20 protein-coding genes and 1 riboswitch are annotated in these 20,193 nt (G+C 77.2%); of the genes, 13 read left to right on the forward strand and 7 right to left on the reverse strand.

Features of this window, described 5'->3' with window-relative positions; all coding sequences use genetic code 11:
- Positions 1 to 308 precede the first annotated feature (308 nt).
- The 7 genes from E9565_RS17490 (at position 309) to E9565_RS17520 (ending at position 6,816) form a co-directional block, all read left to right on the forward strand.
- Positions 309 to 719: a response regulator transcription factor gene (locus tag E9565_RS17490; RefSeq protein ID WP_236836096.1), complete on the forward strand. Its 411-nt coding sequence runs from the start codon at positions 309 to 311 to the stop codon at positions 717 to 719.
- Positions 720 to 941: 222 nt separating this feature from the next.
- Positions 942 to 1,616 carry a response regulator transcription factor gene (locus tag E9565_RS17495; RefSeq protein ID WP_236836099.1) on the forward strand — a complete coding sequence of 225 codons (675 nt, stop codon included), beginning with the start codon at positions 942 to 944 and terminating at the stop codon, positions 1,614 to 1,616.
- A gap of 9 nt (positions 1,617 to 1,625) precedes the next feature.
- Entirely contained in the window at positions 1,626 to 2,960 is a 1,335-nt protein-coding gene (locus E9565_RS17500; RefSeq protein WP_236836101.1) for a sensor histidine kinase, read from the forward strand.
- A gap of 147 nt (positions 2,961 to 3,107) precedes the next feature.
- Entirely contained in the window at positions 3,108 to 3,668 is a 561-nt protein-coding gene (gene lepB / locus E9565_RS17505) for a signal peptidase I (protein WP_236827999.1), read from the forward strand.
- An 89-nt stretch (positions 3,669 to 3,757) separates the two neighbouring features.
- Positions 3,758 to 3,819, forward strand: a riboswitch (cobalamin riboswitch).
- Positions 3,820 to 3,923: 104 nt separating this feature from the next.
- Complete coding sequence (locus E9565_RS17510) at positions 3,924 to 4,901, forward strand: ABC transporter substrate-binding protein (RefSeq protein ID WP_236836103.1); 978 nt, start codon at positions 3,924 to 3,926, stop codon at positions 4,899 to 4,901.
- Between the two features lie 14 nt (positions 4,902 to 4,915).
- Positions 4,916 to 6,013 (forward strand): iron ABC transporter permease, encoded by a 1,098-nt coding sequence (locus E9565_RS17515; protein WP_236836105.1) that lies wholly within the window; start codon positions 4,916 to 4,918, stop codon positions 6,011 to 6,013.
- Positions 6,010 to 6,816 carry an ABC transporter ATP-binding protein gene (locus tag E9565_RS17520; protein ID WP_236836107.1) on the forward strand — a complete coding sequence of 269 codons (807 nt, stop codon included), beginning with the start codon at positions 6,010 to 6,012 and terminating at the stop codon, positions 6,814 to 6,816. Before E9565_RS17515 ends, E9565_RS17520 begins: the two co-directional genes overlap by 4 nt.
- A gap of 141 nt (positions 6,817 to 6,957) precedes the next feature.
- Here E9565_RS17520 and E9565_RS17525 read toward each other — a convergent pair whose 3' ends face one another.
- Together E9565_RS17525 and E9565_RS17530 are read right to left on the reverse strand one after the other, a co-directional pair.
- Complete coding sequence (locus E9565_RS17525) at positions 6,958 to 7,809, reverse strand: biotin-dependent carboxyltransferase family protein (protein ID WP_236828003.1); 852 nt, start codon at positions 7,807 to 7,809, stop codon at positions 6,958 to 6,960.
- A complete protein-coding gene (locus tag E9565_RS17530) occupies positions 7,810 to 8,439 on the reverse strand; it encodes an allophanate hydrolase subunit 1 (RefSeq protein WP_236836109.1) in 630 nt (209 codons plus the stop codon).
- A 72-nt stretch (positions 8,440 to 8,511) separates the two neighbouring features.
- Here E9565_RS17530 and E9565_RS17535 point away from each other — a divergent pair, with 72 nt between their 5' ends.
- Positions 8,512 to 9,672, forward strand: a complete 1,161-nt coding sequence (locus E9565_RS17535; protein WP_236828005.1) for a hypothetical protein — start codon at positions 8,512 to 8,514, stop codon at positions 9,670 to 9,672.
- The gene (locus E9565_RS17540) at positions 9,669 to 10,397 is read left to right on the forward strand and encodes a GAF domain-containing protein (RefSeq protein WP_236828006.1); all 729 of its coding nucleotides are present in this window, start codon (positions 9,669 to 9,671) and stop codon (positions 10,395 to 10,397) included. The genes E9565_RS17535 and E9565_RS17540 overlap by 4 nt, the downstream gene beginning before the upstream one ends.
- A gap of 4 nt (positions 10,398 to 10,401) precedes the next feature.
- On the opposite strand, the gene E9565_RS17545 is transcribed toward E9565_RS17540, so the two are convergent.
- Positions 10,402 to 11,178, reverse strand: coding sequence for a LamB/YcsF family protein (locus E9565_RS17545; RefSeq protein ID WP_236828007.1), 777 nt, complete (start codon positions 11,176 to 11,178; stop codon positions 10,402 to 10,404).
- A gap of 52 nt (positions 11,179 to 11,230) precedes the next feature.
- Between E9565_RS17545 and E9565_RS17550 the strand changes: the two genes are divergently transcribed.
- The 3 genes from E9565_RS17550 (at position 11,231) to E9565_RS17560 (ending at position 15,688) form a co-directional block, all read left to right on the forward strand.
- Positions 11,231 to 12,349, forward strand: coding sequence for a spore photoproduct lyase family protein (locus E9565_RS17550; RefSeq protein WP_236828008.1), 1,119 nt, complete (start codon positions 11,231 to 11,233; stop codon positions 12,347 to 12,349).
- Between the two features lie 134 nt (positions 12,350 to 12,483).
- On the forward strand, positions 12,484 to 14,148 hold the full coding sequence (locus E9565_RS17555) for a SpoIIE family protein phosphatase (RefSeq protein ID WP_236828009.1): 1,665 nt from the start codon (positions 12,484 to 12,486) through the stop codon (positions 14,146 to 14,148).
- 37 nt (positions 14,149 to 14,185) lie between these two features.
- Positions 14,186 to 15,688, forward strand: coding sequence for an NAD(P)/FAD-dependent oxidoreductase (locus E9565_RS17560; RefSeq protein WP_236836112.1), 1,503 nt, complete (start codon positions 14,186 to 14,188; stop codon positions 15,686 to 15,688).
- Between the two features lie 21 nt (positions 15,689 to 15,709).
- Here E9565_RS17560 and E9565_RS17565 read toward each other — a convergent pair whose 3' ends face one another.
- Both E9565_RS17565 and E9565_RS17570 read right to left on the reverse strand, forming a co-directional pair.
- Complete coding sequence (locus tag E9565_RS17565) at positions 15,710 to 16,726, reverse strand: cyclopropane-fatty-acyl-phospholipid synthase family protein (protein WP_236836114.1); 1,017 nt, start codon at positions 16,724 to 16,726, stop codon at positions 15,710 to 15,712.
- 75 nt (positions 16,727 to 16,801) lie between these two features.
- Complete coding sequence (locus E9565_RS17570; protein ID WP_236828012.1) at positions 16,802 to 18,265, reverse strand: hypothetical protein; 1,464 nt, start codon at positions 18,263 to 18,265, stop codon at positions 16,802 to 16,804.
- A gap of 201 nt (positions 18,266 to 18,466) precedes the next feature.
- On the opposite strand from E9565_RS17570, the gene E9565_RS17575 reads away from it, so the two are divergent.
- On the forward strand, positions 18,467 to 19,147 hold the full coding sequence (locus tag E9565_RS17575; protein WP_236836117.1) for a bifunctional 2-polyprenyl-6-hydroxyphenol methylase/3-demethylubiquinol 3-O-methyltransferase UbiG: 681 nt from the start codon (positions 18,467 to 18,469) through the stop codon (positions 19,145 to 19,147).
- 88 nt (positions 19,148 to 19,235) lie between these two features.
- Here the strand turns inward: E9565_RS17575 and E9565_RS17580 are convergent, their stop codons facing one another.
- Positions 19,236 to 19,403, reverse strand: coding sequence for a DUF3117 domain-containing protein (locus E9565_RS17580; protein ID WP_012947303.1), 168 nt, complete (start codon positions 19,401 to 19,403; stop codon positions 19,236 to 19,238).
- A 116-nt stretch (positions 19,404 to 19,519) separates the two neighbouring features.
- On the reverse strand, positions 19,520 to 20,086 hold the full coding sequence (locus E9565_RS17585) for a DNA-3-methyladenine glycosylase I (protein ID WP_236828346.1): 567 nt from the start codon (positions 20,084 to 20,086) through the stop codon (positions 19,520 to 19,522).
- Between the last annotated feature and the right edge of the window lie 107 nt (positions 20,087 to 20,193).

Here is a 20,193-nt window from a genome sequence, read left to right on the forward strand (position 1 = left end):
GCCCCGCACCCACTCCCCGCCCGACCGCGCGACCGTGAGCCGGCGCCCGTCGGCACCGTCCGGCGCTCGCGCGTCCGGTCCTCCGGGCCCCCGGCCCGGCAACCGCCCCGCCGTCCTCGTCGCGGTCCCGTAGCGGACCACCACCCGGACCGGGACCGACCGATCCGCGACCCGCGCAGCGCGCGGGCCCGCCCCGCCCCGGTTGGCACCCCGGCGACCGGGGAAGCAGACTGCCACCCGGCCACACCCGCTGCCGCCGCGCTGGAACCACCGGCGCCCGCGGTTGACACCTCAGAACAGGGGTGCACGTGATCCGCCTGCTGATAGCCGATGACCACACGGGGGTCCGGCTCGCGCTGGTGGACCTCTTCGGGTCCACCCCCGACATCGCGGTCGTGGCCGCCTGCTCCGACGGGGACGAGGTCCTGCCGGCCGCGCGGTCGACCCGTCCGCACGTCGCGCTGCTGGATCACGTGATGCCCCGGATGACCGGGCTGGAGGCCGCCGCGCAACTGCGCGAGGAGTGCCCCGACGTCAGGGTCGTGCTGCTGACCGGCACCGTCGGGTCGGGTCTCATGGCGGAGGCCAGGGCGCTGGGCGCGGCAGGTTTCCTCGCCAAGGGCGAGGACTCCGACGCCCTGACCGACCACATCCGCACCGTCGCCGACGGGGGCAGCGCCTGGCCGGAGACGGCGGCCTGCGGGGGACGCCCCTTCTGACGCCGGCGGTCCGGGTTACCGCCTCCGGAGCGGGAACGCACCGCACCGCCGTGGCGACTCAGCGCGAGGGCGCGACGGTGATCAAGCCCACAGGATGAGGACCAAGGTCCCGGTACGGGTCGTTGCCGTACCACAAAGCGCTGGTCATCCGCATACTCGCCCGGCAACGGAGAGCCTCCCTCCCGGGAGGCCACGGCAACTGGGGAGTCGACCGTGCCGCTCATGACCTTGCCCGACCGTCCCGCCCGCGTCGACGCGGCACGCTTCCTCGTGGTCGACGACCACCGGACCTTCGCGGAACTCCTCGCCGGCGCCCTCCGGTCGGCCGGCATGGAGCCGGTGGGCACGGCGGGCTCCGCCGCCCAGGCCGTGGCCATGGCGCGGGACCTCCGCCCCGACATCGTGATCATGGACATCGAGATGCCGCGCCAGGACGGGCTGACCGCCACCCGGCAGATCCGGGAGGTCTCGCCCGGCACCATCGTCGCGGTGGTCACCGGGCACTGCGACCCCGCCTGGGTGGTGCGGGCCGCCCAGGCCGGCGCCTCGGCCTACATCCCGAAGAACGGCTCGCTGGAGGAGATGATCGACGTCCTCTCGCGCGTCCGGCTCGGGCAGATGCTCGTCGCGCCGTCCGCCTTCACCGGCGGCGCCCAATCGGCCCCCACCGTCCGCACCGCAGCTCCGCCCGTGCTCACCCGCCGGGAGAAGGAGGTCCTGGACTGCCTGGGCCGCGGCATGCAGGTCAAGGGCATCGCCCGGCTGCTGGGCATCACCGTCGAGACGTGCCGGGGCTACGTCAAGTCGCTGCACACCAAGCTCGGGGTCCGGTCGCAGCTGGAGGCCGTGATCAAGGCCCAGGAGCTGGGGCTGCTGCCGGCGTCCCGCGAGCGCTGAACGCGGAGGATGACCGCTGAGGACCCGTACCACCGAGCGTGGTACCGCCGCCGGCCCGCATCGCGGATCGGACGCGAACTGACCTACTTCTCCGTCGCCGCCGCCCTGGCGCTCGTCGCCGTCTCGACCGCCACCGTGTTCATCAGCGAGCGCATCGCCCGGTCGAACGCGCTCGACGAGGTGGAGCGGACCACGGTGCGGATCGCCACCGTCGCGCTGGGACCTCTGGTGCCCGGCTACCTGAACGGGACGGTCGCCAACCGGATCGAGTTCGAGCGCGCCGTCGCCAACCGGCTCCGGGACCCCTCGATCGAGTCCATCATCGTCTGGGACGACCAGGGTCGGGTCGTCTACTCCAGCGATCGCCGGCTCGTCGGCGAGCAGGAACCGCTCGGCGCCGAGGTGCGGGCAGCGCTCGCCGGCCGGGTGGTCGCCGAGATCGACGACTCCCCGGACACCACCTACCGGGCGCCGAACGGTGACCCGGCCCTCGAGGTCTACGCCCCGCTGCCGGCCGGGGGCGAGAACCTCGTGCTCGAGATCTACTACGACTACGACGTCATCGCCCGGCAGGCCTCCCGGCTGCGGGGGGAGATCCTGCCGATGGCGCTCGGCGGCCTGGTGCTGCTGCAGGCGGTCCAGTTCCCCATCGCCGCCTCGCTGGCCAAGCGGGTCCGGCGCAACGACGCCGAGCGTGCCGCCCTGGCCGACGCCGCCCTCGAGTCCTCCGAGCGGGAGCGCCGGGCGATCGCCGCCGACCTGCACGACGGCCCGGTGCAGGACCTGGCCGGCGTCAGCTACGCCCTGAGCGCGCTGCGCAACAGCGTCCCGGAGGAGCGGCGGGCCATGGTCGACCGGCTGGCGGGCGTGGTGCGGACCGCCGTCGCCTCGCTGCGCCGCGTCATGCTCGACGTCTACCCCCCGGACCTCTCGGCCGACGGGCTCCCTCGGGCGCTGGACGACCTCGCCCTCCCGCTCCAGGAGCAGGGCCTGGGCGTCGACGTGCAGACCGGGCCGCTGCCGCCGCTGGGCCCCCAGCAGGCCGCGGTCCTCTACCGCACCGCCAAGGAGACGCTGGCCAACGTGGTCCACCACGCCCGGGCGACGCGGGTCTGGGTGACGCTGGAGGCGGAGGGCGCCGGGCCGCAGACGGCGGTCCGCCTGGAGGTGGCCGACGACGGCGCCGGCTTCGGCCCGGCCTACCGCGGCAGCCCCGAGGGGCACCTGGGGCTGAAGCTGCTGGCCGAGCGCGTCGCCGCGCTGGGTGGCCGGGTCGAGATCGGCGACCGGCCGGGCGGCGGGGCTCGCGTCGCGGTGCACCTCCCGGTCGCCCCCGAGCGGTGAGCTACGGCGCCCGACCCCCCGGACGGGGGGTCGGGCGATGCCCCGGGTGCGGCTGCCCGCCGGCGGGGCCCCGGGGCACCGTGGTGCCACCGCGCCGACCGCGGCGGTGGACGGGAGCAGCCGAGATGGACGTCGCCGGATCCGGCCGTGGCTGACCGCCCGGCCGGGCGGCACGCCGCGCCGCGTGCCGCCCGCCGGGAGCGGTCGTCCCTGCTCGTGCGCCTGGGCGCCGGCTTCCTCGTCTGCCTGGTGCTCTCCGTGCTGGGCCTGTTCCCGGTGCAGCTGGTGCGCGTCTCGTCCGGCAGCATGGCGCCGTCGATCGACGCGGGCGACCTGGCGCTGGTCCTCCGGTGGCCGGTGTCGGTGGAGCGCTGGGACGTCGTCGTGGCCGATCCCCTGCAACCGGGCACCGCACCGCTGGTCAAGCGGGTGGTGGCGTTGGGCGGGGAGTCCGTCGCCGTCGAGGACGGCGTCCTGGTGGTGGACGGCACGGCCGTCTGCGAGCCGTGGAGCGACCCGGCACGCCTGGACGGCGTCTGGTTCGGGCCGGTCCGCGTCCCCGACGGGTCGGTGTTCCTGCTCGGCGACGAGCGCGAGGGCTCGGTCGACTCCCGCGTCTTCGGACCCGTCGACGAGTCACGGCTCCGCGGGGTGGTCCTGGCCACGGCCTGGCCCTCCCCCCGCACCGTGCCCGGCACGCCCTGCTGAGCCGCCGGCCAGCGCGCGGACGGCCGGGACCGCCGGCGCTGGTACCTTTCAGCCCGCCGGCCCCGCGCCGGCGGCGCAGCAGCAGCGAAGTCCGGTGCGAACCCGGCGCTGTCCCGCAACTGTGAAGGCCTCCCACGGGGGCCGAGCCAGATCGCCTGCCCTGCGCCGTGCACCCGACCCTCGCGGCAGGGGTCGCGCACCGGGCGTCCGACCAGCTCGGGCGACGACACTCGCCGCCTCCCGTGGAGGCCCTCCTTGCCCGGCACTTCCCCCCGCGCTCCGCGGTCGACCTCGTCCGCCCCGCGGCGGCGCTCCCGCGCCCTCGTCGGTCTGCTGGCCGCTCCCCTGCTCGCCCTGACCGCCTGCGGCGGGTCGTCCGGCACGACCGCCGACGAGCCCGCACCCTCGTCGGCCGCCGGCGACTTCCCGGTCACGGTCACCGGGGACAACGGCCAGGTGACGCTCGAGGAACGTCCCGAGGACATCGTCTCCATGTCGGCCACGGCGACGGAGATGCTGTTCGCCATCGGCGCCGGGAACCAGGTCGAGGCCGCCGACGACAACTCCAACCACCCGGCGGAGGCGCCGACGACGGACCTGTCGGCGTTCACGCCCAACGCCGAGGCCATCGCCGGGTACGACCCGGACCTCGTCGTGCTCAGCAACGACACCAACGGCATCGTCGACGCGCTCGAGACCCTCGACGTGCCGGTGCTGCTGCTCGAGGCGGCCACCGACCTCGACGACACCTACGCGCAGCTGGAGCTGCTCGGCGCGGCGACCGGCCACCCGGAGGAGGCCGCCGAGGTCGTGGCCGACGTGCGCGACCGCATCCAGGCCGCCGTCGACTCCGTGCCCGCCGATGCCGCGGGACAGCGGGTGTTCCACGAGCTCGGCCCGGAGCTGTACTCCGCGGACAGCAGCACGTTCATCGGCAGCATCTACGGCCTGTTCGGCCTGGAGAACATCGCCGACGGCGCGGCCGACGCCAGCGGCGGCTACCCGCAGCTCTCCGCCGAGTACGTCGTCGACCAGGCGCCGGACATCATCGTGCTGGCCGACACCAAGTGCTGCGCCCAGACCGCGGAGACCGTCGCGCAGCGGCCGGGCTTCGGCGAGGTACCGGCGGTCGTGCAGGGCCGGGTCGTGGAGGCCGACGACGACGTCGTCTCCCGCTGGGGCCCGCGCGTCGCGGACTTCGCCGAGACCGTCGCCGGGGCGCTCCAGGGCTGAGGACCTCCCCCGGCATGAGCACCGCAGCACCCGGCACCCGGTCCGGCCGCACCCCGGCCGGACCGGGTGCCGTGCGTTCGCGGCGCTCGGCGTTCCTCGCCGGCACCGGGACCGCGGTCGTCCTGGTGGCGGCGGTGCTGGCGGGGGTGTGGGTCGGTGCGGTGCCGCTGCCGCCGGGCGCGGTCGTCGCCACGCTGCTCGACCGCGCGGTGGCGCCGCTGGGGATCGACGTGCCCGGCGCGCTCGAGGGCACCCGCGGAGCGGTGCTGGTGGAGCTCCGCCTGCCCCGCGTGGTGCTCGCGGTCCTGGTCGGCGCCGGGCTGGCCATCTCGGGCGCGGCCTACCAGGGGGTGTTCCGCAACCCGCTCGCCGACCCCTACCTGCTCGGTGCCGCGGCCGGGGCCGGGCTGGGCGCCACCCTGGTGATCGCCTACGCACCCGGCCAGCAGATCGGCCCGGTCGGGGTCGTCCCCCTGGCCGCCTTCGTCGGCGCGCTGGTCGGTGTCGGCTGCGCCCTGGCCCTGGGGCACGCCGCCGGCGGGTCGCAGAGCGCGTCGCTGCTGCTGGCCGGCATCGCCGTGGCCGCGTTCCTGGCGGCGGCGCAGACGCTGGTGCAGCAGCAGAACACCGACGACCTGCGGGAGATCTACGGCTGGCTGCTCGGCCACCTCGGTGGCGCCCAGTGGTCCGACGTCGGCCTGGTGCTGCCCTACCTCGGGGTGGCCGTGGGCACGCTGCTGCTCTGCGCCCGGCCGCTGGACGTGCTCGCCGTCGGTGACGACGAGGCGCGTTCGCTGGGCGTGCACCCGGGCCGGTTGCGGCTGCTGGTGGTGGTCGCCGCCTCGCTCGCGACCGCGTCCGCCGTCGCGGTCAGCGGGCTCATCGGCTTCGTCGGCCTGGTCGTGCCGCACATCGTCCGGCGGCTGGTCGGCGCCGCGAACGCCCGGGTGCTGCCGGTGTCCCTGCTCGCCGGTGGGGCGTTCCTGGTGCTCGCCGACCTGCTCGCCCGCACCGTCCTGTCCCCCGCGGAGCTGCCGCTGGGGGTGGTCACCGCGTTCGTCGGCGCCCCGTTCTTCGCGGGCCTGCTGTGGGCGGGGGCGCGGCGGCGGTGAGCGGCCGGGGCCCGGTGGACCCGCGCGGCGGCGCGCGGGTGGAGGTGGTCGGCCTGGACGCCGGCTACGGACGGCGACCGGTGCTCTCCGCCGTCCGGTTGACCGTGGAGCCCGGTGGCTGGCTGGGCGTCATCGGCCCCAACGGGTCGGGGAAGTCCACGCTGCTGCGCTCGGTGCTGGGCCTGCACCCCCATGCGGGGCAGGTGCGCATCGACGGCCTGCCGCTGGCCGGCATGCCGCGCCGCGACCGCGCCCGCCTGCTGGCCTACGCCCCGCAGCTGCCGGTGCTCCCCGACGGGGTCAGCACGCGGGACTACGTCCTGCTGGGGCGCACCCCGCACCGCCCGCTGCTGGCCGCGCCCCGCCGGGTCGACCGGGAGGTCGTCGCCGACGTCATGGGCCGGCTGGAGCTCGACGGGCTGGCCGACCGGGCCGTCGTCACCCTGTCCGGCGGGGAGCAGCAGCGCGCCGTCCTCGCCCGGGCGCTGGCCCAGCAGCCGCGGGTGCTCCTGCTCGACGAGCCGACCGCCGCACTCGACCTCGGCCACGCCCAGCAGGTGCTCGACCTGCTCGACCGGCTGCGCCGGCAGGACGGGCTGACCGTGCTGAGCACGCTGCACGACCTGACCCTCGCCGGGCAGTACGCCGACCACCTCACGCTGCTCGCCGAGGGCCGGGTGGTCGCCGAGGGCAGCCCGGAGCAGGTGCTCACCGCCGCGGTGCTGTCGGAGCACTACGGCGCCCGCGCGCGGATCGTCCCCGGGCCCCACGGTCCGGCCGTCCTGCCCGTCCGCGGCGCCTGAACGGGTCAGGCCCGCCGCTCCGGTGCCGACGGGGAGGGGGGCGCAGTCGTCCTGACGGCGGTAGCGCTCTGCCCCGCGGGTGCGGGCAGAGCGCGACTCGCCCGGGAGCACCACCGGTTCACGGCAGCCACGCGGCGCAGGTCAGCGCGCGGCGCGGAAGCGGACCCGGTCCCCCGGCCGCAGCTGCGCGGCCACCGGCAGGTCCGCGGTGACGACGACGGCGAGCACCGGGTAGCCCCCGGTGACCGGGTGGTCGGCCAGGAAGAGCACCGGGGCGCCGTCCGGCGGCACCTGCAGCGCACCGGGCACCAGCCCCTCGCTGGCCAGCTCGCCGTCGCGGGCCCGCCGGAGCCGGGGCCCGGCCAGCCGCAGGCCCACCCGGTCGCTGTCGGCGGCCACCTCCCAGGCCCCGGAGATCAGCGCCGGCCACGCCGCGCCGTCGAACCAGTCGCGCCGCGGGCCGGGCAGCAGCCGCAGCACCGGACGCTCCGGCGGCCCGGCCACGGGGGCGACGTCGACGACCGGCTCCTCCCCCGCCAGCCCGCCGACCGGCAACCGCCTCCCCGCGGCCAGCGCGGGCGGGCCCAGGCCGGACAGCGTGTCCGTGCTGCGCGACCCGAGCACCGGCGGGACGTCGATGCCGCCGCGCACCGCGAGGTAGCTGCGCAGCCCCACCCGCGGGGTGCCCAGCGCCAGCACGGCGCCGGGTCGCAGCGTGGTCGGCGCGGCGAACGGGGCCGGTCGGCCGTCGACGACGACGGGCACCGGCGCACCGGTCACCGCCACCAGCAGGGTGCGCTCGGCCCGCACCCGCAGCCCCCCGGCCGTCGCCTCGACCACCGCCGCCGCGGGGTCGTTGCCCACCAGCCGGTTGGCCAGCGCCGCCGCCGGCCGGTCGGCGGCGCCCGAGCGCGGCACGCCGATCGAGGCCCAGCCGGTCCGGCCGGCGTCCTGCACCGTCGCGAACGGGCCGGGTGCGAGCACGGTCAGCACTCAGCCCACCGCCCGGAACCGGACCGGCGTACCCGGCGCGAGCAACGCGGGTGGGTCCCGGTCGACGTCGAAGAGCACCGCGTCGGTGCGCCCGACGAGCTGCCACCCCCCGGGCGAGGCGCGGGGGTAGACCCCGGCGTAGGGCCCGGCCAGCCCGACCGACCCGGCCGGCACCCGGGTGCGGGGGGTCGCCCGGCGTGGCACGTGCAGGTCCGCCGAGAGCCCGGTCAGGTAGCCGAAGCCGGGGGCGAACCCGCCGAAGGCCACGGTGAGCGCGGCGCCGGTCAGCGCGGCGACGACGCCGTCGGCCGTACGCCCGGTGCGGCGGGCGACCTCGGCCAGGTCCGGCCCGTCGAACACCACCGGCAGCACCACGGGCTCCCTCGCGGAGCCATCGCCGGGGACGGCGGGGACGAGCCTCTGGAGCGCGGCCAGGTCCCGGTCGGTCACCGGCCGGTCGAGCAGCACGAGGACGGTGCGCGCCGCGGGCACCAGGTCGGCCTGCCCGGTGAGCGGGGCGGCGAGCAGCGCCGCGTGCAGCCCGGGCACGTCGGCCGGGTCGGCGGCCTCCACCAGCACCGCGCGGTCGCCGTACGCCGTCGCGCGGTGGCTGCCCTCGGTGCCCGTCACCGCCCCATGATCGGGCACCGGGCGAGCGCCCCGGTCCGCCGGACCGGGGGCGGGGTGGAATGCTGGCCCGCCGTGATCTCGCCGCCGGCCGCCCAGGACCCCCGCGACGACGCGGGGACCGCTCCCGGCGTCGCGCCCACCGTGGTGGTCGGCCTGGTCGCCGCCCCCGGCGCGGCCGCCGAGCTGGCCCGGGGCCTGGCCGGCGACCTCGCCGCGGAGCTGGCGGCCCGGCACCCCGAGGTCACCTGGCAGGTGCCGGTGGTCGAGGACGGGCTGGTGCAGCCCCCGGCCGACGACGCCGAGCTCGTCGCCGCCACCCGCGAGCGGCTGCTGTCGGCCGACTGGGACCTCGCGGTCTGCCTCACCGACGTCCCGCTCGAGGTGTCCCGGCGCCCGGTCGTCGCCCACGCGAGCCCGGTGCACGGCGTCGGGGTGCTCTCGCTGCCCGCGCTCGGGGCCGTGGGGCGACGGCGCCGGGCGGTGGGGACGGCGGCCGGCCTGGTGCAGGCCCTGGTGAGCGACGGCGACGACGACCCCGCGGACCCCGGCGACCGGGCGGTGCTCGGCCTCCGGCTGCGCCAGCTGGCCACCGACCCGGCCGACGCCGCCGAGGGCGTCCGGTTCACCGCCCGCGTCCTCTCGGGCAACCTGCGCCTGCTCAGCGGCATGGTGCGGGCCAACCGGCCCTGGCGGCTGGCGATCCGGCTGTCCCGCGCGCTGACCGCGGCGATCGCCGCCGGGGTGTTCGCGCTCGTGACCCCGGACATCTGGCGGCTGGCCGACGCCTACGGGGCGTGGCGGCTGGCGCTGGTGGGCGTGGGCTCGGTCGTGGCCATCGCGGGCACCCTCGTCGTGGGCGCCGAGCTGTGGGAGCGGCCGCGGAGCCGGCGGGTGCGCAAGCAGGTCGCGCTGTTCAACGCCGCCACCGTCGCCACCGTGGCCATCGGGGTGCTGTCGCTGTACCTCGCGCTGTTCGTGCTCGCCCTGCTCGGCGGGCTGCTGCTGGTCGTCGAGCCGCTCTTCGCCGAGGGGCTGGGGCACCCGGCGGCCCTCTCGGACTACCTGGAGCTGGCCTGGCTCACCTGCTCGCTGGCGACCGTCGGCGGTGCGCTGGGGGCCGGGCTGGAGTCCGACGAGGCGGTGCGGGAAGCGGCCTACACCTACCGGCCGGGGACGGCGGAGGACACGTCGCGGGATGTGGATCCCGGGGTGCGGGCGGACAATCGGGCGTGACCATCGGCAGGCGGTTCGAGGCGGCGCTCGCGCGGCACTCCGACCCCGCGCTGGCCGGGCCGGAGGCGCTCCCGGTGCGGCTGAGCCGGGCCGCCGCCGACCTGCTCGGGGTCGACGGCGCCGGCCTGACCCTCGTCGACGGCACCGGCCGGCGGATCCCCCTGGGGGCCAGCAGCCCGGAGGCAGCCGGGGCCGAGCGCATGCAGTTCACCGCGGGCGAGGGACCGTGCGCGGCCGCGGAGACCACGGGCCAGCCGGTGTTCGCCGTCGAGGAGGACCTGCGGCGCCGCTGGCCGCTCTTCGCCGACCTGCTGCTGGGCGGCACGGGTTTCCGCGCCGTCGTCGCCCTCCCCCTCCGCCCGGGCCCCGCCGGGCCGGGGGCGCTCGACCTGTTCTTCACCCGGCCGGCCGACGTCGCGGCGCTCGACGTCTTCGAGGCGGTCGCGGTGGGTGAGCTGGTCACCTCGGCGCTCAGCGACGCGACGGTGTGGTCGACCTGGACGCCCGCCGAGGGGCCGGGGTGGCTGCAGGGCCCGGGACCGCGGCGGCGGGCGGCGGTGTGGGAGGCGGTGGGCAAGCTGAGCGTCGCCCTCGACGTCGACCCGGTGGAGGCGCTGGGCCTGCTCCGCGTCGACGCCTACGCGGCGGGGCGTTCCGTCGACGAGGTCGCCGCCGACCTGCTCGACGGCCACCGGTCGCTGGAGGACCTGCGCCCGCGCGGCTGACCGGTCACCCGGTGAACGGCCCGACCCGCAGCCCGGCGACCTCCAGCGCGGCCCGCACCGTCCGCGCCAGCCGCACCGCGCCGGGGGTGTCCCCGTGCACGCACACGGAGGCCACCTCGACCCGCACCACGCTGCCGTCCACGGCGACCACGGCACCGTCGGCGGCCATCCGCACCGCCCGCTCGGCCACGACGGCCGGGTCGTGCACCAGCGCCCCCGCTGCTCCCCGCGGCACCAGCGTGCCGTCGGGGGCGTACCCGCGGTCGGCGAAGCCCTCCGCCACGGTCGGCAGCCCCGCGTCCTCGGCGGTGCTCAGCAGCAGCGAGCCCGGCAGGCCGAGGAGGGGCAGCCCCGCGTCGTAGGCGGCGACCGCCTCGACGACGGCGCGCGCCTGCGCCGCGTGGTGCACCACGGCGTTGTAGAGGGCGCCGTGCGGCTTGACGTAGGAGACCCGGCCGCCGGCCGCCCGGGCCACGCCGTCCAGAGCGGCGAGCTGGTAGAGGACGTCGGCAGCCAGCTCGTCCGGGGCCACGTCGACGAACCGCCGGCCGAAGCCGGCGAGGTCCCGGTAGGACACCTGGGCGCCGATCGCCACCCCGGCGGTGACGGCCGCGGCGCACACGCGGCGCATGGTCAGCGGGTCTCCCGCGTGGAAGCCGCAGGCCACGTTGGCGCTGCTTACCACCTCCAGCAGCGCGTCGTCGTCACCCAGGCGCCAGACGCCGAACCCCTCGCCCAGGTCGGCGTTCAGGTCGATGCGGGGGGCGCCGGGTGCGGTCACGCGCGCAGTCTCGCACCGGAATGGCGGGCACCCGGCGGGCGCTGCACCCGGCATGGGAGCCGCCGAGCCGCTCACGCTCTTCGACGTCGAGCCGCCGCCGGCGCCGATGCCGGCCAACCACCTGCTCCAGGTCCGCCGGATCTACGCGGAGCCGGCCGCCCTGGACTCCCCGCGCGGGCGGCAGGTGCTGGGTCGCTTCCCCGGGGTCGAGGTGGTCGAGGTGCCCTCGCACTGGCGGATCCCCGAGCTGCACGGCAACGCCGGCAACGTCGAGCGCTGGGTCCGGGTGAAGACCGAGACGCTGGTGCTGGGCGTCCGGAAGGGTCTGGTCACCCGGCCGAACGGCCGCTCGGCGGACTTCATCGCCCCCGGCCTCGCCAACGGCTGCGCGATGGCCTGCGCCTACTGCTACGTGCCGCGGCGCAAGGGCTTCGCCAACCCCATCACGGTGTTCACCAACATCGACCAGATCACCGGGCACCTGCGCCGGCACGTGGCCCGGCAGGGGCCCAGGACCGTGCCCGACCAGTGCGACCCGGCGGCCTGGGTGTACGACATCGGCGAGAACAGCGACTGCTCGGTCGACGCGCTGGTCAGCGACAACGTCGCCGACCTGGTGGCGACCTTCCGCGACCTGCCGACGGCGAAGGCGTCGTTCGCCACCAAGTACGTCAACCGGCAGCTGCTCGACCTCGACCCGCGCGGGCGGACCCGGGTCCGCTTCTCCGTCATGCCCGACGAGGACGCGCGGGTGCTCGACGTGCGCACCAGCCGGGTCGCCGAGCGCATCGCCGCGGTCGACGACTTCGTCGCGGCCGGCTACGAGGTGCACCTGAATCTCTCCCCCGTCGTCCTGCGCGAGGGCTGGGAGCAGGCCTGGGCCGAGCTGCTGGCGCGCCTGGACGACGAGCTCGGCGCCGCGGCGAAGGCCCAGGCCGCCGCCGAGGTCATCATGCTCACCCACAACGAGGCGCTGCACGAGGTCAACCTCGGCTGGCACCCCACCGCGGAGCAGCTGCTGTGGCGGCCCGACCTGCAGGAACCCAAGCGCAGCCAGAACGGCCAGGACAACGTGCGCTACCGGGCCGGGGTCAAGCGGGCGGCCGTCGCACGGCTGCGCGAGCTGGTCGCCCGGGAGGCGCCGTGGCTGCGCATCCGGTACGCCTTCTGACGGCGACATGTCGCGGTGTCGACCTGGCCACATGTCGACGTTCCGTGGCGGCACGCTCACCGGGGGTGTGAGAGGCTGCTGGTCGCGACGGGGAAGCAGCGTCCCGTCGCGCATCGCGTGCTCGAGGGGGAAGGGTGCCCGAGGCCACCTCTGGCGTGCCGGCGGCGACGCTGCTGGCCGCCCTGCCCGACACGGTCGTCGTCGCCGACAGCCGAGGTCGGGTGACCTACGTCAACCCGGCGGTGTCCGCGCTCCTGGGCTACGCGCCGGCCGACCTGCTCGGTCGCGACCTGACCGAGATCATGCCCACCCGGTTCCGCTCCGGGCACAGCGGCCACATCAACCGGTTCCTCACGACCGGCCGCGGTGAGCTGGTCGGCAACACCACGCAGCTGCCGGCCCTGCACGTCGACGGCCACGAGGTCTCCATCGACGTGACGCTGGCCCGCGTGGAGCCCTACCCGGGCGCCGGCGCCGAGGAGGCGTCGATCGTGGGGGTGCTGCGCGACGCCAGCACCACGATCCTGCTGGAGCGGCAGCTGCAGGTCAGCCGCTACCTGGCGGCCACCCTGCGGGTCACGGCCGCCCTCACCGAGGCCGCCGACGCCGACGTCGCGTTCCACCAGCTGCTCCCGACGCTCTGCACCGAGCTGGACTGGGACGCCGCGCTGCTGTGGCAGGCCGATCCCGACCACGGCCGGCTGGTGCACGCCGGGACGTGGGCCGCGCCCGGTGCCGATGTCCCGGCGCTGGCCGCCGACGCCCCCCGCCGGGTGTTCCGCCGCGGGGAGGGCCTCCCGGGGCGCGCCTGGTCGCACCGGGTCCCGGTGGTGGTCGAGGACCTCACCGCGGACCCCCGGGTGGTCCGCCGCGACGAGGTGCGCGCCGACGGGCTCAGCACCGGCGTCGCCTTCCCCGTGCTCAGCGGGGACACGCTGCTCGCGGTCTGCGAGCTGTTCTCCACGCAGTCGCGTCCCGTGCCGCCGGAACTGCTGGAGGTGCTCGGGCACGCCGGCCGGCAGATCGGCCAGTTCCTCGCCCGGCTGCGCGCCGAGTCGGTGGTGCGCGAGCTCGCGGACACCCTGCAGCGCAGCCTGCTGCCCTCCCACCTGCCGTCGATCCCCGGGGTCGAGCTGGCGGCGACCTACCGGGCCGGCGGCGAGGCCGCCCTCGTCGGGGGCGACACCTACGACGTCACGCCGCTGCCCGACGGCCGCTGGATGGTGCTCATCGCCGACGTCTGCGGCACCGGCGCGGAGGCGGCCGCCGTCACCGCCGTCACCCGGCACACGGCCCGCGCGGCCGCGGCGTCCGGCAGCGCCGCGGCGATCCTGGGCGCGGTGAACGCCGCCCTCCTGCACGAGCAGGGCAGCGCCCCGCTCCGGTTCGTCACCGCCTGCTGCCTCGTCCTCGAACCCGCCGGGAGCGGGCAGCGCGCCTCGATCAGCGTGGCCGGCCACCCGTTGCCCCTGCTGCGCCACCCCGACGGCACCACCGCCGCCGTCGGCACCGCCGGGCGCCCCCTGGGCATCGACGCCGGGGTCACCTTCGCCGAGGAGGTGGTCGACCTGCCGCCGGGCGCGACGCTGGTGCTCTACACCGACGGGGTCACCGAGGCACGCGACGACCGCGGTGTCCAGTACGGCGAGGAGGCCCTGCTCCGGGTCGTCGGGGGCGTGGTCACCGGCGCGGCGCGGGAGACGATCGACGCGGTCTCGGGCGCGGTCGAGCGGCAGCTCGCCGGCTCCCGGCACGAGCACGACGACCTCGCCGTCCTGGCGCTCTCCGTCCCGCGCTGACCGCGGCCCGCCGGCCGCCCCTGGCTACGGTGGGCCGGTGGCACGGGTGGTGGTCGTGGGCGCCGGTCTCGGCGGGCTGGCGGCCGCGGCCCGGCTGGCGGCCCTCGGCCACGCCGTCACCCTCGTGGAGCAGGCGGACGGCGTCGGCGGGAAGCTCGGCTGGTTCACCCGCGACGGGCACTCCTTCGACACCGGGCCGAGCCTGGTCACCCTGCCGCAGGTGTACCGGGACCTGTTCGCCGCGACCGGTGGCCGGCTCGAGGACGCCGTCGAGCTGGTCCGGCTGGATCCCGCGGTCGGCTACCGGTTCGGCGACGGCACCCGGCTGACCCTGCCGGGCCACGCGGACGCCGTGCCGGCCGCGCTCGACGACGCCCTGGGCGTCGGCGCCGGGGCGCAGTGGGCCGCGCTCATGGAGCGGGCGGCCGCGATGTGGCGGATCAGCGAGGAGCCGTTCCTGCGCACCCCGCTGGCCGGGGCGACGACGCTGGCGCGGCTGGCCCGGCGCCCGGCCGACGTCGCCGCGATCGCGCCCTGGCGGTCGCTGCGCGGGCTGGGCCGCGACCACCTGCGGCACCCCCACCTGCGCACCCTGCTGGACCGCTACGCCACCTACTCCGGCTCCGACCCGCGGCGCGCGCCGGCCGTGCTGGCGACCGTGCCGTACGCCGAGCAGGCGTTCGGCTCCTGGTACGTGACCGGTGGGCTGCACCGGCTCGGGCATGCGGTGCTGGACCGGGCGGTCGCGCACGGCGCGGTGCTGCGCACCGGGTGCGCCGTCCGCCGGGTGCTCGTGTCCGGTGGCCGGGTGTCCGGCGTGGAACTGGCCGACGGCGAGCGGCTGGCGGCCGACGTCGTCGTCTCCGGGGTCGACGCCGCGGCCCTGCACGGGGGGCTGCTCCCGCCGCACCCGCGCACGCGGAGCGTCCGGCGGGACCTGGCCCGGGCCACGCCGTCGCTCTCGGGGTTCGTGCTCCTGCTCGCGCTGCGCGGCCGGACCCCGGTGCTGGAGCACCACACCGTGCTGTTCCCGAGGGACTACGACGCGGAGTTCGACGCCGTCTTCGGCACCGGCCGCCACGCGGGCCGGCCTTCCCCCGTCGCCGACCCCACCGTCTACGTGAGCGCGCCGCACGACCCCGCGCTCGTACCCGACGGCGACAGCGAGTCGTGGTTCGTGCTGGTGAACGCGCCCCGCCACGACCCGGTGCACGGCGTCGACTGGGACGCCCCCGGGCTGGCCGAGGGGTACGCCGACCGGGTGCTCGACGTCCTGGCCCGGCGCGGGCTCGACGTCCGGGACCGGCTGCGCTGGCGCGTGGTGCGCACGCCGGCCGACCTCGCGCGCGGCACCGGCAGCGTCGGCGGGTCGATCTACGGCACCTCCAGCAACGGCTCGCGCGCGGCGTTCCTGCGCCCGGGCAACGCCTCCCGCGTCCCCGGGCTGTTCCTGGTCGGCGGCTCGGCGCACCCCGGCGGCGGGCTGCCGCTGGTGGGCCTCTCCGCCGAGATCGTCGCCGGCCTCGTCGGCCCCGCCTGAGCGGGCCGGCGGCCGGGGCGATCAGGACGGGCGGACCGCCGCCACGGCGACGAGCGGCGCCCCCGGGGCGATGCGCCGCGGCTCCCGGGGCCGCAGGCCGGCGTCGCGCAGCGCGGTGGTGAGCTCGTCGACCGACGGCAGGGACATGGCCCCCTCCTGCGCCCGCAGGAGCAGGTCGAAGTGGCGGCTGAACAGCTGCGGCGTCGCCACCGTGGTCACCACCAGCAGCGTGCCCCCCGGTGCGAGCCGGGCGGCCACGTCGGCGAAGAGGGCGGCCCGCTCCTCCACCGGGAGGTAGTAGACGACGTTCGCCACCAGCGCCAGGTCGAACGGGCGGTCCCGGGGCAGCCGCCGGACGTCGTCCTGCACGACCGTGGCCCGTCCCGCCAGGCCGCGCTGCTCGAGGGTCCGCCGGGCGAGCGCGGCGGCGTCGGCGTCGACGTCCACCCCGACGCCCTCCGCCCCCGGCGCCGCGGCGAGCACCGTGGCCAGCTGCAACCCCGCCCCGCAGCCGACGTCGAGCACCCGCCGCGGGGGCGCCGCCGCCACCACCTCCCGCAGGACGTCGTCGACGAACGGCTCGAACGCCGCCGAGACGCGGGCGACGACCGCCCCCTGCTCGGCGACGTCCCGCCGCCGGGGGCCGCCGGCCAGCAGGTCCCCGAGGTCGCGGTAGAGCCCGGTGTGGAACCCGGCGAACGCCTCGTACGTGGCGCGGACCAGGTCGTCGCCGACCACGGCCCGGCCGCCGGCCGCCAGCTCCCAGCGGGCGGCGTCGCCCCGGACCAGCCGGCCCGCGGCCAGCACCGCCAGGAAGGCGCCCAGGAGCTCCTCCTCGGCCACGCCCAGCCGGCGGGCGAGCTCCGGTGTGCTGCCCGCACCGTCCGCCACCGCGTCGAGCACCCCGGTGGCCAGACCGGCCGCCGCCACGTGCAGCCGGACGCCCGCCTGCCCGTCCCGCGCCGCGCGCAGCCGGGCGCGGGCGTTCCCCGTCCGGAGGACGGTGACCAGGGTCCGTGCGCCGAACAACCGAGGCATCTGCGCTCCCACCGGTGGGCCGGGCACCACTCTGGCGCGCCGGTGCCGTCGGCGCCAGCACCTCCCCCGCGCAGGTCAGCCGCGGGCGGCCCCGTAGCCGAGCAGCGCGGCCAGCCCGAGGGCGCTGCGCGGCTGGTAGGCCGCGCGCCACAGCCCGCCGTGCGCCGCCTCGTGGGCCTCGTCCTGCCACGGGTGCTCGTGGACCGGGCCGCCCCCGGTGTGCAGGTCGTGCACCAGCAGCGCGGCCATGAGGACGTTCGAGGTGGCCGGCTCGAAGATCTCGACGCCGAACCGGTGCGCCCCGGCGTAGGCCGCGGCCAGCGCCCGGTTCTTCACCACCGACCGGGTGCGCGTCGGCGGCGCGACGTTCATCGACACCGTGCTCCCCGCCGCGCGCGCGACCGTGGCCCGCCACCGCTGCAGGCGCTTGGCGAGCGCGTAGTTGGGCCCCTGCTGGGCCACCAGGCTGTCGGCGATCCCCGGATCCGTGCCGGGCACGTAGGCGCGCTGCAGCAACCGGCCGCCCGACACCGTCCGCAGGGGGCGCCCCAGCAGCTTCGCCGTGCGTGTGCGCCGGGCGTAGGCCTCGACCGACTGCGCCACCGCGTCGGCGGGGACGGCGAAGACGTCGGTCGGCGTGGCGAGGAAGGCCAGAGCCAGCTCCGGCCGCTCCCCCGCCAGGCGCACGGTCAACGCGTCCACCGCCGTGGAGACCCGCACGTTCGTGGCGCCGTCGGCGTAGACGTAGTTGCCGAGCACGAGCTCCCCGGGCAGCCCGGCCGCCCAGTCGGCGACCGCGGGCACCTCGGCGATCAGGTCCGCCCCGGCCCGCGCCGGGTCCGGCTCGGCGCCGGGCACCGCCGTCGGCAGCAGCAGGGTGCCGGCGCCGCCGCGCGCGAGGTCGAGCACGCGCTCCCAGAGCGGGGCACGGGGCAGGTCGACGCCGGCGACGCGCGCCCCCCAGCGCAGCAGCGCGGTGAGCGGCCCCATCTCCGCGCCCGCGCCCAGGACGACGACGGTGCGGCCGGGTAGCGAGAGCCACTCCGGGTGCGCGGCGACGGTCCGCACCGCCTCCGCGCACGAGGGCTCCACCACCCCGGAGGCCACCCAGTCGTCGAGGCGCCGCAGCAGCGCGTCCCCCCGCAGGCGCCCGCCGTGGAACGGCAGCGACAGCTCCCGCTCGGGCTCGGCGGTGCCGGTGACCTCGGCGGTGCCCAGCGCGCGGCCGGCGGGCGCCGTCGCCAGCGCGGCGAGGCCGGTCTCCCCCTCGGGGCCGGCCACCCGCATGCGCGCGTGCAGGGAGGCCAGCCCGGCGTCCGCGATGGACCGCGCCGCGTCGGGCGAGGGCAGGCCGGCCTCCACCAGCCGGCGGAAGTGCGTCAGGTACCCCGCCCGCCAGTTGGTCTCCCGCTCGGCGGCCAGCGCGCCCGCGGCGTCGGCGGGGCGCAGCGCGTCCGCGACGACGGCCCGGCCCAGGGCTGCCGTGCTCCGCCGGCCGTCGGTCCCCGCGGGGAACACGACCCCCAGGTCCTCGCTCATGCAGCCTCCTCCACCCGCCCAGCTTCTCGCGGCACCCCGCGGGGCAGCACCTCGGGGACCCGATCGGGGCGCCGGGAGCACGACTGGGTTGAGCACGTCCGGTTCTGGCTATGGCAGTCGCAGCCATCGCCCTCCCCCGCCGCACGGCGCCCGGGGAGGGCGTCCTGCCCCGCCCACCGCGCCCCGGGAAGCGAGCCCGCCATGCCCCCTGCAGCCACCGACTTCTACGCGGCGGCCCTGCAGTCCGCGGCGACCGCGGACGCCCCCGCACCCGAGCCCTGGTCGGTGCGCGACGCCGGCGGCCGCAGCTACTCACTCGCCGGCGCGCTGGAGCGGTGGACCGGTGACGCCGACGAGGTCGACCGGCACTTCCTCGCCCGCGCCCGGGGCACGGTCCTCGACGTCGGATGCGGACCGGGTCGGCTGGCCGCAGAGCTGGCCCGCCGGGGTGTGCACGCGCTGGGCCTGGACATCTCGCCGACGGCGCTGAGGCTGGCCCGCCGATCGGGCGCCACCGCCATCCGCCGCTCGGTGTTCGAGCCGGTCGTCGCCGAGGGGCTGTGGGGCACGACGCTGCTGGCCGACGGGAACATCGGCATCGGCGGGGACCCGGCCGCGCTGCTGCGCCGCTGCGGGGCGATCGTCGCCCCCGGCGGCCTGGTGCTGGTCGAGACCGAGGGGCCCGGCACGGGTGTGCGCACCACCCGCCTGCGGCTGGAACGGGCAGGAGAGGTGAGCTCCTGGTTCGACTGGGCCCATGTCGGGTGCGACGCGGTCGGGCGGATCGCCGCCGCGGCCGGGCTGCGTCTCGCGGACTCCTGGGAGGACGGCGGCCGCTGGTTCGCCGCCCTCCGCCGACCGCCGGTCCCCGGCGCCGGCTGAGCACGCGGAACGACCCGGCCCCGGCCGGTGGCGAGCCCGCCACCGGCCGGGGCCGGGTCGTGTCCTGCGCGGGTCGTCCGCGCCGAGATCAGCTGGTGGCGCCCTTCAGCGCCTCCGAGAGCGCAGCCGCTTCGTCGGGCGACAGCTCGACGACCAGGCGCCCGCCACCTTCCAGCGGTACCCGCATGACCAGGCCGCGCCCTTCCTTGGTGACCTCGAGGGGACCTTCACCCGTGCGCGGCTTCATGGCCGCCATGCGTGCCTCCTTCACCAGCCGCACGACTGCCTCGTCTGACAGGCGCGCGGTGTCCGATGCTGCGAACTCCGGGACAATCTTCCCGCATGCCCGCCGTCCGTCCAACACGAGGCCCGTCAGGGTGACGTCGCGTCGCGCTCCGGCGGGGCCGCCCGGAAGCAGCCGGCGACGTGGTCGTCGACCATCCCGGTCGCCTGCATGAGGGCGTAGGCCGTGGTCGGCCCGACGAAGGCGAAGCCGCGCCGCTTGAGCTCCCGGGCCATGGCGATCGACTCGGGGCTGGTCGCCGGGACGTCGGCGAGGGTGGCCGGGCGGGCCCGCGGGCCCTGCGGCGCGAAGGACCACAGCAGCTCCGAGAGCCCCTCGGGGAGCTGCTGCGCCGCCCGCGCGTTGCCGATCGCCGCGTCGATCTTCGCCCGGTTGCGGACGATGCCGGCGTCGGCCAGCAGCCGGGCCCGGTCCTCGTCGGTGAACGCCGCGACGGCGTCGATCGCGAACCCGGCGAAGGCCGCCCGGAACGCCGGCCGCTTCCGGAGGATCGTGATCCAGGACAGCCCCGACTGGAACGCCTCCAGGCAGAGCCGCTCGAACAGCGCGTCGTCGCCGCGCAGCGGCACCCCCCACTCCTCGTCGTGGTAGGTGACGTACTCGGGGGCGCTCGTGGCCCAGGCGCAGCGCTGCACGCACCGGACGCTAGCTGTACCCGGCCAGGACGTTGGTGACGACGGCCGGACTTGAACGCAGGAGAACCTCCGAGTGGGGTGTGGCTTGTCTAAGGCCCACATCCGCC

Origin of the sequence: Blastococcus sp. KM273129 (assembly GCF_021698995.1) — a bacterium.
Lineage (GTDB): Bacteria > Actinomycetota > Actinomycetes > Mycobacteriales > Geodermatophilaceae > Blastococcus.